Origin of the sequence: Cytobacillus praedii, from assembly GCF_001439605.1 — a bacterium.
Lineage (GTDB): Bacteria > Bacillota > Bacilli > Bacillales > Cytobacillaceae > Cytobacillus > Cytobacillus praedii.
The window spans coordinates 53,677-67,473 of record NZ_LMBX01000017.1 but is presented as its reverse complement, the minus strand read 5'-3'; the positions used below and the strand labels follow the sequence as shown (position 1 = coordinate 67,473).

11 protein-coding genes are annotated in these 13,797 nt (G+C 37.8%); all 11 read left to right on the top strand.

Annotation, left to right across the window (positions count from 1 at the left end):
• Window positions 1-17 precede the first annotated feature (17 nt).
• The 11 genes from ASU02_RS17390 to ASU02_RS17335 all read left to right on the top strand — a co-directional run bounded on the left by ASU02_RS17390 (window position 18) and on the right by ASU02_RS17335 (window position 13,705).
• Window positions 18-1,382 (top strand): ABC transporter substrate-binding protein, encoded by a 1,365-nt coding sequence (locus ASU02_RS17390; protein WP_057765930.1) that lies wholly within the window; start codon window positions 18-20, stop codon window positions 1,380-1,382.
• A gap of 205 nt (window positions 1,383-1,587) precedes the next feature.
• The gene (gene fdhF, locus ASU02_RS17380) at window positions 1,588-3,654 is read left to right on the top strand and encodes a formate dehydrogenase subunit alpha (protein WP_332307648.1); all 2,067 of its coding nucleotides are present in this window, start codon (window positions 1,588-1,590) and stop codon (window positions 3,652-3,654) included.
• A 304-nt stretch (window positions 3,655-3,958) separates the two neighbouring features.
• Window positions 3,959-4,354, top strand: a complete 396-nt coding sequence (locus tag ASU02_RS17375) for a GntR family transcriptional regulator (RefSeq protein ID WP_057765923.1) — start codon at window positions 3,959-3,961, stop codon at window positions 4,352-4,354.
• Window positions 4,341-5,246: an ABC transporter ATP-binding protein gene (locus tag ASU02_RS17370; RefSeq protein ID WP_057765921.1), complete on the top strand. Its 906-nt coding sequence runs from the start codon at window positions 4,341-4,343 to the stop codon at window positions 5,244-5,246. Before ASU02_RS17375 ends, ASU02_RS17370 begins: the two co-directional genes overlap by 14 nt.
• Window positions 5,221-7,170, top strand: coding sequence for a DUF6449 domain-containing protein (locus ASU02_RS17365; protein ID WP_232426281.1), 1,950 nt, complete (start codon window positions 5,221-5,223; stop codon window positions 7,168-7,170). The genes ASU02_RS17370 and ASU02_RS17365 overlap by 26 nt, the downstream gene beginning before the upstream one ends.
• Window positions 7,171-7,203: 33 nt before the next feature.
• The gene (locus ASU02_RS17360; RefSeq protein WP_232426280.1) at window positions 7,204-7,734 is read left to right on the top strand and encodes an RNA polymerase sigma factor; all 531 of its coding nucleotides are present in this window, start codon (window positions 7,204-7,206) and stop codon (window positions 7,732-7,734) included.
• 86 nt (window positions 7,735-7,820) lie between these two features.
• Window positions 7,821-8,504, top strand: coding sequence for a response regulator transcription factor (locus tag ASU02_RS17355; RefSeq protein WP_057765917.1), 684 nt, complete (start codon window positions 7,821-7,823; stop codon window positions 8,502-8,504).
• Between the two features lies 1 nt (window position 8,505).
• Window positions 8,506-9,510: a sensor histidine kinase gene (locus ASU02_RS17350; protein WP_057765915.1), complete on the top strand. Its 1,005-nt coding sequence runs from the start codon at window positions 8,506-8,508 to the stop codon at window positions 9,508-9,510.
• A gap of 86 nt (window positions 9,511-9,596) precedes the next feature.
• A complete protein-coding gene (locus tag ASU02_RS17345; protein WP_057765912.1) occupies window positions 9,597-10,280 on the top strand; it encodes an ABC transporter ATP-binding protein in 684 nt (227 codons plus the stop codon).
• A complete protein-coding gene (locus ASU02_RS17340; protein WP_057765911.1) occupies window positions 10,277-12,865 on the top strand; it encodes an ABC transporter permease in 2,589 nt (862 codons plus the stop codon). Before ASU02_RS17345 ends, ASU02_RS17340 begins: the two co-directional genes overlap by 4 nt.
• Before the next feature lie 114 nt (window positions 12,866-12,979).
• Complete coding sequence (locus tag ASU02_RS17335) at window positions 12,980-13,705, top strand: (S)-benzoin forming benzil reductase (protein ID WP_057765909.1); 726 nt, start codon at window positions 12,980-12,982, stop codon at window positions 13,703-13,705.
• Window positions 13,706-13,797 lie beyond the last annotated feature (92 nt).

Here is a 13,797-nt window from a genome sequence, read left to right as displayed (position 1 = left end):
AGGGGGTGCTGGCCATAGTGAAAAAGAATGTGAGGCTGCTCTTTTTGTTCAGCGTGATATTTAGCATGATGTTAATGGCTGCTTGTTCGAATAATGAAAGTAAGCCAGAACCATCGAATCCGAATGATGAGGAAGAGGGAACAGCGGAAAGTCCGGGCAAGGTGGAAATAAATTTCTGGCATGCAATGTCTGGTGCAGGCCAAGAAGCTCTTGATAGCATTGTGTCTGATTTCAATAGTTCGCAGGATAAGTATACAGTTAATGCCGAATTTCAAGGTTCTTATGAGGAGTCATTAACAAAGCTTCGCAGTGTAGGCGGAACAAAGGATGCGCCGGCAATCACACAAGTATTTGAGGTCGGTACAAAGTTTATGATTGACAGCGGTTATATTGAGCCAATGCAATCATTTATTGATAAGGACAACTATGACCTCTCTCAACTGGAAGAAAATATTTTAAACTATTACCGTGTAGATGGAAAATTGTATTCGATGCCATTCAATTCTTCCACACCGGTGATGATTTATAACAAGGATGCATTTAAAGAAGCAGGACTTGATCCTGAGAAGCCGCCACAAACATTTAACGAAGTCAAAGCAGCTGCAGAAAAACTTACAAAGTCGGGTGAGCAATACGGCTTTTCAATGCTTACGTATGGATGGTTCTTTGAACAGCTTCTTGCTACCCAAGGCGGTTTATATGTAAATGAAGAAAACGGCCGAGCTGGTGATGCGACAGAAGCAGTATTTAACGGAGAAGAGGGCCTTCGTGTCTTTAATTTCTTAAATGATATGAATAAAGCAGGCACTTTTGGAAACTATGGAACAAACTGGGATGATATTCGTGCAGCTTTCCAGACAGGGAAAGTAGCGATGTACATGGATTCTTCTGCAGGTGTTGCCGCTGCGGTTAACAATTCTCCATTCGAAGTAGGGGTAGCGTTTATTCCGTATGCGGATGACATAGAACGTCAAGGGGTTGCCATTGGCGGTGCATCCCTATGGATGTCAAAAGGAATTGCTGAGGAAGAACAGGAAGCGGCATGGGAATTCATGAAATACTTAACTACACCAGAAGTTCAGGCGAAATGGCATATCGGAACTGGTTATTTTGCAATAAATCCCGCAGCATACGATGAGGATATTGTAAAGGCAGAGTGGGAGAAATACCCGCAATTTAAGGTTACTGTTGATCAGCTTCAGCAAACTAAGCCGTCTGTTGCGACACAAGGAGCGCTCATTTCAGTCTTCCCAGAATCACGCCAGCAAATTGTCACCGCCTTGGAAAACCTGTATCAAGGGGCAGACCCGCAGGAAGTACTTGATCAAGCAGCAGAAGGGTCAAATCGGGCAATAGAAATTGCAAACAAAACTAAGAAGTAATATGAAGGACATTGAGGTTGAGAAAGGAATCAGTCCCTATGAATGGACTGATTCTTTTCTATAATGCTAACCTATTTTTCAAATATTCATAATGTAGTATAATAGAAAGTGTATTATGAGAATTTTGAAGTGATGTGAGGAATATTGGAATCGCTTTCAAAAGATGGGGAATGAATTCAACTATTCTTACGTAAAGGGAGGATAAATGATGAGTGAAGCTGCAAAAGTAAAAACAGTCTGCGGTTACTGCGGAACAGGCTGTGGTCTCGTTGTCGAAGTTGACAATAATAAAATTGTGAAGATACGCGGAGATAAGGAAGCGCCTGTTAATAAGGGGCAAACATGTGTCAAGGGCTCGTTTGCCTATGAATATGTTCATGATAAGAGCCGATTAACTTCTCCACTGATTCGAAAGGCGGGAAAGCTTGTTGAGACAACATGGGAAGAAGCGTATGCTTTCATCGCCGAGAAGCTACAAGGAATCAAATCACAATTCGGTCCTGAATCCATAACGATGTTTGCGACGGCTAGAAGCACAAATGAAGTGAATTATGTAACCCAGAAATTTATGAGAACAGTCATTGGCAGCAATAATATTGATGGCTGTAACCGAACGTGACACGCTCCGAGCGTTGCCGGTCTGGCAACTGTATTTGGAAGTGGATTTCCAACTAATAGATTAGAAGATTTTGATCATACTGAAGTTCTTTTGCTTATGGGTTCGAATACGACAGAGGCACATCCGATCATTGCAAATCGAATGAAGAAAGCAGTGAAATCAGGATTAAAGATCATAGTGATTGACCCTCGCCGTATTGATATGGTGAAAAGCGCCCACCGCCATTTGCAAATTAATGTCGGTTCAGATATTGCCTTAATGAATGCAATGATTCACGTTATTATTGAAGAAGAATTATATAATCCTGCATTTATTAGTCAATTTACAGTTGATTTTGATACGTTAAAAGAACAAGTGAAAAGGTATACACCAGAATATGCTGCAGTCATTACTGGACTAGAACCGCAGGATATTATCGATACAGCAAGAGAATATGCAAAAGCGGAAAAGGCAATGATTGCCTACACGCTCGGAATTACTGAGCATCATTGTGGGGTCAATAATGTCTTTGATATTGCCAATCTTGCGTTATTAACAGGTCATATTGGAAAACCAGGAAGCGGAATTATGCCTCTTCGCGGACAAAATAATGTGCAGGGTGCAGGTGACATGGGCTGTCTGCCTAACCAGCTGCCAGGTGCCGTCAGCATAACAAATGATGAATACCGAGGCCGATTTGAAAAAGCCTGGGGCATGGATATTAACCCAATCGCTGGAGATACACAAACAAGAGCATTCGATAAGATGGAAACTGGAGCAGTCAAAGCGCTTTATTGCCTTGGTGAAAATCCATTAGTGGCAGATGTTCATATGACTCACACAAGAAAACTGCTTGAAAAACTAGACCTTTTAGTTGTTCAAGATATTTTCTTAACGGAAACGGCAAAGCTTGCTGATGTCGTCTTGCCTGCAAGATCATGGGGAGAAGTGGAAGGCACGTATACGAATACTGACCGCCGGATTCAGCGAGTACGGAAAGCGGTCGATGCCCACCCGAATACAAAGGATGACTGGGTCATTCTTTGTGAACTAGCAACATTAATGGGCTATCCAATGAACTATAATACAAGCGAGGAAATTTGGGATGAGCTGCGTGAGCTTGCATGGGAAATGTATGGAGGGATGCCTTATTCAAGGCTGGAGAAAGAATATAGCCTCCATTATCCTTGTCCAGACGAGTCCCATCCGGGTACATTTATTTTGCATGAACGATATCATAACAAGGTAGAGGCGAGCGGAAAGCAGTCTCCATTTATACCTGTTATGTATACGGAACCGGTTGAGCTGCCGGATGAGGATTATCCATTTACGCTTACAACTGGAAGGCGTTACGAATCGTATAATACCCATACGCAAACACGCTTTTATGCAAGTGGTGTGAAAATTAAACAAACAGAGGAATCACTTGATATTCATCCAGATGATGCAGCCAAGCTAGGCATTGAGACAGGTGAACTAGTTGAAATCAGCTCAAGAAGGGGCAGCCTGCAGGTAAAGGTGAAAGTCACCGAGCAAGTCGCGCCTGGCCTTGTATTCATGAGCTTCCATTTCAGTGACGTTCCAACAAACGTCTTAACGATAAACGAATTTGATCCGATCTCTGGCACAGCTGAATTCAAGGCATGCGCAGTGAATATTCGTCCATTAAAATAATTGCTTAAAGGAAAAGTGCTCAGCACTTTTCCTTTTTTTGTCTGGAAATGGGATGATTTCATTTGATGAAAAGCACATATTCGGCTTTATCTAGCAAACTTAAAAAGTTATCTAGCTCTTTATAAGCTTTTTCTAGCATTCTCTAAATTTTATCAAGCTATTTTTCAAGTTTATTAAGCATTTTGAGAATATCCTTCAAGTTTTTTAAAAAAGGGGATTGATTTCCTTCCAATTTGTACTATAATCATACTGTATCAACTGTACTATGAGTCGTAGTACACTACATACAGATGGGAGAGTGCGTATGTTCGAGTTGGATATAAGGAGCCGCAAGCCAATCTATGAACAATTGGTTGAAAGGCTTAAAGAACTTATTATAACTGAAGTGTTAAAAATAGATGAACAGCTGCCTTCCGTCCGGACGCTAGCCCAACAGCTAACAATCAATCCGAATACGATTCAAAAAGCGTATCGCGAGCTTGAAATTCAAGGGTATATCTATTCGATTAAAGGAAAAGGAAGCTTTGTCAGTTCTGCTAATGACAGCCAAAATACAGAAAAGCTTCATAAAGTTAAAAATGACTTAATCAAGCTGTTATCAGAAGCGATGTATCTAGGCGTAACAGCTGAAGAATTAATAACAATAATAGAAGAAATACAAGCTTCAATTGGGGGAGGGATAGAACATGATCAAAATTAGTCATATCCGAAAATCATTTGATGGATTGGAAGCAGTTGAGAATGTAAGTCTAACTGTCAACAGTGGTTCGATATACGGCTTGCTCGGCTCAAATGGTGCAGGGAAGACGACCCTTTTAAAGCTTTTATCTGGTTTATATGTGCCTGATGAAGGATTGATTTCGATTGACTCTCAGCCGGTCTATGAAAATCCGGAAGTGAAAGAAAAGATCTTTTTTATCCAGGATACGCCCCACTTCCTGCCGCATTACACGACCAAACAAATGGCACAGTTTTACGAAAGCATTTACCCAAGGTGGAGTGAAGAACGCTATCAGGAACTGGTAGCTATTTTTCAAGTGGATATACATAAGAAAATTCATCGTTTTTCAAAGGGAATCCAAAGACAGGTGGCATTTATTCTTGCCTTATCTACACTGCCAGAAGTATTGATTCTTGACGAGCCTTTAGATGGATTGGATCCGGTCATGAGAAAAAAGGTGAAAGGCCTTTTGATTGACGATGTGGCGGAAAGAGAAATGACCGTCCTAATTTCTTCACACAACTTAAGAGAAGTAGAGGATCTGTGTGATTTTGTTGGAATTATGCATAAAGGTCAAATGATGATTGAAAAAGATTTAGATGACCTTAAATCGGATACACATAAAGTGCAGATTGCTTTCAAGAGTGGTGCCCCGGTTCCGCCTGGTATTTTTGATTCTGTTAAAGTGCTGCATAAAGAGAAAAGGGGAAGTATTCTTTTACTAATCGTAAAAGGAAAAGAAGAGGAAGTTACGGCAAGTATAGAAAAATATCAGCCTGTCATTTTCGATATCCTTCCACTGACGCTAGAAGAAATCTTTATTTATGAAATGGGGGATGTTGGTTATGCAGTCGAAAATATCCTTGGTTAATAAAGAAATAAGAAAGACGATATTGAGAAGTGTTGGCTGGGTTGCAATCGTTCACTTTCTAGGGTTAATTTTTGCGATTCCATTAGAGATTTTAATGACGACAACAGGAGAACAGAGACAATATATAAGAGCTGAAAGTTTATTCTATTTTCACTTTGAGATTCAGGCTGTATTAAATATCGGAATTCCAGTCATATTGGCTGTTTTTTTATTCCGCTTTCTCCAGGTAAAGTCCTATAGCGATTTTATGCATAGCCTTCCGATTAAGAGGGATTCACTATTCCATCAATTTGCGCTAACAGGAATTGTCATTTTAATCATGCCGGTTTTGCTGATAGCTATTATCGTTTCAGTTTTGTATAATCCACTAAATTTAGCTGAGTTTTTTACATGGACAGATATTTTCAAGTGGATAGGCATTACAATAATGTTTAATCTTCTTGTCTTTTTGGCAGGCGTTTTTACAGGAATGATTTCAGGGATATCAGCAGTTCAAGGGATTCTTACGTATATATTTTTATTACTTCCCATGGGTTTACTCATTTTATTGGGGTATAATCTGCCATTCTACTTATATGGATTTGCTGATCGATATGTGCTGGAAAGTAAGATTGAAGCATTTTCGCCATTAGTTGCGCTCAGCCAAGTAAGTTTTAGACCTTTAGGGGCAATTGAAATCAGTATTTATTGTGCACTAATACTCATTTTATACGGTCTATCATTATGGGTTTATAAAAACAGAAAACTTGAAGCTGTGACACAATCACTCGTATTTCCATTGTTAAAACCAATTTTCAAGTATGGAATGACCTTCTGTACAATGTTGTTAGGTGGATTATACTTTGGGATTATGGAGGGAAATTCAACTTGGCTTATTGTGGGATATGTGTTAGGAGCCATGCTCGGCTATTTTGTTGCAGAAATGGTTTTGCAAAAGTCTTGGAGAATTATTATTCATATAAAAGGTCTTATTATTTATGCAGGTGTAATGGCTTTGCTGGTTTTCCTTTTTCAATTTGATTTTACTCAATTTGAAAAAAAGGTGCCTGATTTAAGTGAAATTGAACGGATTCACTTAAGTGATAACTCATATTTATATAGTGATAATGAAGATGCATTTTTCTTATCTACTGCAGATAATATGGATTTAATAAGAAGGCTTCACAAGGATATTATTGCAAACAAAAATAATAATGCTTTGAGTAATAATAACGAACATGCTTTTATTGTATATGAATTAAAAAATGGCAAGAAACTTGTTCGGGATTACTCGATAGATAAAAAGAAATTTGCTCATTTTTATAAATTGATCCATGAGTCAGAGGAATATAAAAGAGTAACAAATGGGATATTCAAAGTGAAGGAAGATCAGATAGAAAAAATTACGATACGACCTTATGGACCTATTGAGAAAAAAGCAGTAATTGTTGATCCTATAGACATGAAGGAAGCAATAGCGGTATTAAAAGATGAAATTAATGCTTCAACCTATGAGGAAACGATTGACAATAGAGATCCTCTTGCATCTATCGAAATTAGACAAAAAAATGAAAAAACGGTTGGGCTCGAATGGAGAATTTCGTATAAGCTGTTTGAGGAATGGCTGGATAAAAAGGGATTATTAGACCAGGCAAAAGTAACTGCTGCTGATATTTCATATGCCTATATTGTTGATACAAATGATCTGGAAATTAATTTTGTGCAAGGATATTCCTATGAAGAAATATTTGAACAGATGAGTAAGCTCGGCCGAGCCATCAAGGTAACTGATAAAAAAAGACTGGAAGAGAGCCTAGTAAATACCAGTGTAATGGATGATGGTCCATATATGATTGGGTATTATTATAAGGCGGATGGTTCTATAGAAATTAAAAGCTTTCAAGCTGAAAATATTCCTGATTATGTCCAGCAATATTTTAAATAAAACATTGATTTAAATTAGAGGGGAGGGATAAGAGTGGAATGCCATTGTATGGATATGAATGACCTTTGTAAATTGTACAATAAGCGGCTGTTTCAGGTTGCCTTCTGTATTACTAGAGATTATTATTTAGCTCAAGACGCAGTACAAGAAACATTGATAAAAGCTTATCAAAAAATGGACACAATCGAAGATACTGAAAAAATGGGTGCATGGCTTTCAGCAATCACAACAAGAACAGCCATTGATATTGTCCGGAAAGAAAGAAAATTAAAAGATCGTATGGCTGGTCATATTGAGATAGAGACGGCTAACATAAAAATGGACCAAAACGTCGAGAAGGAAGTGGAAGTGAATCTCTTAAAAGAGCAAATCCAGCAAGCGATTAATTCCCTTTCTCTCGATCAAAGGAAAGTGTTTCTTCTTAAAATAAATAGTGGATTAAAGGAAAGAGAAATAGCCAAGCTATTAAAAATAAACCAAAATACAGTGAAAACGAAAATATACCGGGTAAGAAAGCAGCTCAAGGAAATGTTAATCGAAAGCTTTTCAGTGAATTTTCAATAAAGGAAAAATAGAGAAAACATGGCCATTTTTGAAAGAAAAATGCCATGTTTTTTTGTAATAGGATGAACAGATAGGATGATTTTTATATGAAAATTTTAATTGTTGAGGATGATAAAACTATTGCATCTGGGCTTGAGTATTCACTGCAGCAGGATTCATATACAACTGTCATTTGTCATGATGTTGCTTCAGCAAAAAAGATTCTAGTAGAACAATCTGATCAATTGGATATATGCTTATTTGATTTAGCTTTGCCAGATGGCAGCGGCTATGAATTATGTAAGCTAGTGAAGGAAAAGAGTGATACGCCTGTCATATTTTTAACAGCAAATGATGATGAAATTAATGTCGTCATGGGACTCGATATGGGTGCGGATGATTATATTTCAAAGCCTTTCCGTATTCGAGAGCTTCTTTCACGGATTAAATCAGTCCTAAGAAGATATAGGAAACATCCACAAATAAATTCGACCATTGAGATAGAAAATATTCGAATCAGTTCTTTAGAAGGCAAGGTTTATAAGCATAATGCAGAAATCACCCTTACTGCCCTCGAGTACCGATTATTGCTTACTTTTGCCAATCATATTGGACAAGTTCTGACAAGAAATCAGCTTCTTGAGCAAATCTGGGATGTAGCGGGAGACTTTGTCAATGACAATACTTTAACCGTCTACATTAAAAGGCTGCGTGAAAAACTGGAGGATGATCCGCAAAAGCCAACAATTATTAAGACCGTAAGAGGAATGGGCTATAAGGTAGGTGGGTAGGATGCTCCGCAATCGAGAAATTATGATTTTGCTGACGGCTATGTGCATTATTTGTATAGCATCTTGTATAGCTGCGGCAGCTTTTTTTTCATTCAAGACAGCATTATTTACTTTGTTTACATCAGGACTTCTAATCGTGTGCAGCTTGTTATTTACCTGTTGGCGGTATAGAGAAATAGAAAAGCTTTCAAGTTATCTGCGTCAAATAACTAGCGGCAATTATTCCCTCGATGTACGTGATAATCAAGAGGGAGAGCTTAGTATTTTAAAAAATGATATATACAAGGTGACACTCATGCTTTCAGAACAAAAGTCACTTCTAAAACGAGATAAAGTTTTGTTAACTGATGCGATCTCAGATATATCTCATCAGCTAAAAACACCACTGACTTCTATGTTAATGATGGCTGATTTATTAAATGATGCCAAGCTTCCAGTAGTAAAAAGGACTGAATTTATACATAGTATTCGTTTGCAGCTTGAACGAATGGAATGGCTTGTTTCATCCTTATTAAAGCTATCAAAAATTGACGCGGGCACCGTTGAATTTAAAAAAGATCGAATAACAGTGAAGAAACTAATTGAAAAAGCGGTAGAGGCAGTTATGATTCCGATGGATATTAAAGAACAAATGTTATTGATCGAAGGGGAAGAGAAAGCTTCCTTTATTGGGGATCTCAACTGGACGTGTGAAGCAATCATAAATATATTAAAAAACTGTGTAGAACATACGCCAACAGGTGGTGTCATTTCCATTTCTTTTTCTGAAAATGTGCTTTTTACGGAAATATTGATTACAGATAACGGTGAAGGTATTCCAAAGGAAGATATACCATACATTTTTAACCGTTTTTATAAAGGGAAGAATGCAGGTGAGGATAGCGTTGGTATAGGACTTGCGATGGCTCACAGCATTTTTAAAAGTCAAAATGGCGACATCCATGTAAAAAGCAAGCAGAATAAAGGTACACAATTTCAACTGAAGTTTTATAAACAAATTGTTTAAGTGACTAAATTGTCATATTATGAGTCACTTAATAGTCATTTTAGGCAGATAAACTAGAACCATCAGCAAAACATGGAGGGATATCAATGGATATTTTAAAAATAGAAAATCTGTCTAAAATTTATGGAAAAGGCGAAACAGCAGTAAAGGCACTTGATAATGTTTCATTTTCAATCAAGAAAGGGGAGTTTGTCGCGATTATTGGTCCGTCTGGTTCTGGGAAATCTACCTTGCTTCATATGCTTGGGGGAGTGGACAGGCCGACAAGCGGAAAGGTACTTATTGATAACACAGATATTTATCAGCTGAATGAAACCCAGTTGGCTATTTTCAGACGCAGACAAATCGGCTTAATCTATCAATTTTATAATCTTATCCCTGTTTTAACAGTAGAAGAGAATATTACGCTTCCATTGCTGTTGGACGAACATAAGGTTGATCAGAAGCAATTCTCAGAGGTTGTAAAAATATTAAATCTGCAAAACCGCTTAACCCATCTTCCTAATCAGCTTTCTGGAGGTCAGCAGCAAAGGGTTTCAATTGGCAGAGCCTTGATTAGCCATCCAGCGATTATGCTGGCAGACGAGCCAACAGGCAATTTGGACAGTAAAAACAGCAGTGAAATCATTGATCTTTTGAAAATGTTTAATAAAACCTATAACCAAACGCTAATTGTGATTACCCATGATGAGCGAATTGCATTACAAGCAGATCGAGTCATAACCATTGAAGACGGAAGGATTGCCAATGATGAGGTGATTCGTCCATGAATATCGTCAATAAATTAACGATTAGGCATTTGAAGAAAAATAAGAAACGGACACTTGTGACAATTATTGGTGTTATTATTTCTGTAGCTATGGTAACAGCTGTTGCAACGCTCGGATTCTCGTTTATGGATCTGATGCAAAGGCAAACAATTTCAACTGATGGGGAATGGCATCTTCAATATAAGAATGTCAATCAAGATCAGCTCCAAGCAATAACATCGGATGAAGAAACGGAAAAAGTGATCCTATCAAGGGAAATTGGCTACGCTTTCTTAGAAGGAAGTGAAAATGATTACAAGCCGTATGTATTTGTGAAAGAATACAATGATGATGGCTTCAATCAGTTCCCTATAGAATTAAGTCATGGAAGACTTCCAGAGTCACCGAATGAAGTCGTCCTTTCAGAAGAAATTGCTTCAAATTCGAATGTTGACTATAAACTGGGGGATTCATGGCTCCTTGAAGTGGGTGACCGGAAAAGTCCAACTGGAGACACAATACTAACACAAAATGACCTTTTGCAAATAGAAAATGGGGAATTGCTTGAAAGCCTAAATATTAAGCAAACAAAAAATTATACGATCGTAGGTTTTATCAAGCGTCCTACATGGGAGCCAGCATGGTCACCAAGTTATACAATTCTCACCTATTTGGATGAGCAGGCGATTTCAGAAAAAAATACCGTGAATGCGACCGTCGTACTAAAGAAAGTTAAGCGTTCATTATATGAACATGCTGAAAAAGTAGCGAAGGAGAATAATATTCCATTAAAGTCGATTACCTATAATAATGACTTGCTGCATTATTACGGTATGACAAATAATAATGGGCTAAAGAATACTCTTCTTTCTTTATCAGTCATTATTATGGCAGTCATTATCATTGGGTCTGTATCATTGATCTATAATGCCTTTGCCATCTCCGTCTCGGAACGATCTCGTCACTTAGGAATGCTTTCAAGTGTTGGAGCGACGAAACGGCAGAAGAGAAATTCTGTGTTTTTCGAAGGAGTGATTATTGGTTTAATCAGCATTCCTATAGGGATTGTTAGCGGACTTGCTGGCATCGGGGTTACTTTTTTATTTATTAACTCAATTATTCAAGGGGCTTTAGGAGTTACTGAAAAGTTAATAGTCACTGTCACACCAGTTTCTATTCTTATTGCCTGTGGCGTTTCTGCAATTACCATTTTTATTTCAACTTTTGTCCCAGCAATGAGAGCATCAAAAATTTCAGCTATTGATGCCATTCGGCAAACAACAGATGTGAAGCTAACTAGGAAAGCAGTAAAAACGTCGAAATTCATACGCGGGCTTTTCGGCATTGAAGCAGAAATTGGTTTGAAAAACTTAAAAAGAAACAAACGCAGATACCGAGCAACAATGTTTTCTTTAGTAATTAGTATTGTTTTATTTTTAACAGTGTCTTATTTTACAACGAGCCTGAAGAAATCACTGGCATTGTCCCAATCTGGATTAGACTTCGATATGCAGGTTTTTATTGAGGATGGAAGAGATGACTTGTTTAAATCAATTTCATTGCTTGAGGATGTAACGGAATTTAATGTAATAAAAGAACTGAACACAACCTCAATGATAAATGAATCTGCGATAGCAAGTGAATTGAAGGAAAGAGTAGAGGCTGGGGAAGCCTCCCTAGAAAATGGAAAGTTTCCATATTATATCCGTTTGCATGCATTAAGTGATGATAGCTTGAAGTCATATGCGAAAGTAGTTGGCGCGGATGTTGATAAGCTTAACAATCCTGGCCATATCGCGGGTATTATTATTGACACGTTTACGTATGAAGATATGAATGCAGGAAAATTTGTTGAAACAAAAGCGATTCATACGAAAATAGGGGAAAAGATTAATTTACTTTATGCAGATTGGGAAACAGGAGAGCAGACGAAGCTAGATGATATTGAAGTGGCAGCAATGACCGATCAATACCCAATGGGCGTTCAATCTGGTGGAGTTGGCGGATTAGATATTATTATCTCTGAACAAGTGATGAAAAAACTGACTGACCAGATCCCTAGTCCGGAAATTGCCACCTCCATTTATCTGAAAAGCTCAGATCCGATGAAAACACAGCAGGAAATAGAAGAGATGAAGGAAAAGGGGCTTTCTGTCTATAATGTTTTCCAACAGAGACAACAGGAAGAGCAAATGATCATGCTTATGTCTGTCTTTACTTATGGATTTATTGTTTTAATTACGGCCATCTCGATTGCAAATATCTTTAACACCATCTCAACAAGCATCGCCCTTCGAAAAAGAGAATTTGCAATGCTGAAATCGGTTGGAATGACACCAAAGGGCTTTAATAAAATGATTAATTATGAAAGTATCTTTTATGGGGTCAACTCATTACTCTTTGGACTTCCAATTAGCATCATCGTCATGTATTTAATTTATAAAGGAACGATGAACAGCTTTTCTTATGCTTTCTCCCTCCCTTGGTTAAGTCTTTTGTATTGTCTAGTTGCTGTTTTTGTCATTGTTATTTCTGCGATGCTTTACTCGAGCTCAAAAGTGAAGAAGGAAAATATAATTGATGGATTGAAGCAAGAGAGTATATAGATTATCTCAGATAGGAAGATGAATTCTACAGTATGTGGGATTCAACTTCCTTTTTTTATAAGTGATGTGTTACCTTCATATATATGTACATATTGTAAAAAGGGGAGAAAACAAATGAATGTTTATATCATAACAGGTGCATCAAAAGGAATCGGGTTCGAACTGGCTAAACAGTTGGGTGAAGCAGGAAATTACGTTGTTGGAGTTGCAAGAACAGATACTAGCCTAGATGGAGTGAAATTTTATCATGCAGATTTATCGAAGTTAGAGAAATTAGAATCTCTTATGTATGATATTGTTTCCTCTGTCTCGGAGGAAGTGGAATCCGTTACACTCATAAATAACGCGGGAATGGTTGATCCTATTGGAATAATCGGTACTGTACATGCTGTTGAAATAGCAAAGGCAATGACAGTTAATTTAACTGCACCCATGGTAATTTCCAATGCGTTCATCTCAGAACTGGGGAATTTTAACGGGAAAAAGCGAATTGTTAATATATCTTCTGGAGCAGGCAGAAATCCATATGAAGGTTGGGGAACGTACTGCACGACAAAAGCAGGTTTAGATCATTTTTCAAGAGTTATTGCTCTTGAGCAAGAAAAGGCAGAATACCCAGTTGAGATTATATCGATTGCTCCAGGCATTATCGACACCGGTATGCAGGAAACTATCCGAACAAGCAGTGAAGATGCGTTTCCGCTCTTAGACCGATTCATTGATTATAAAGAACAAGGAAAGCTGGTTAGTGCGGAGGAAACGGCAAAGAAACTTATATCAATAATAGAGAATGAAAGCTTTAATGAGATTGGTCCTATTGCCGATATTCGGAATTTTTAAATTCTTTAATGCTTAGTAACTGGAAAAAGGTGAATAGCGGTAAAAAAATGTACAAATGATACCTGCAAACAGGAAAAAAAGAGCTGAGCGGT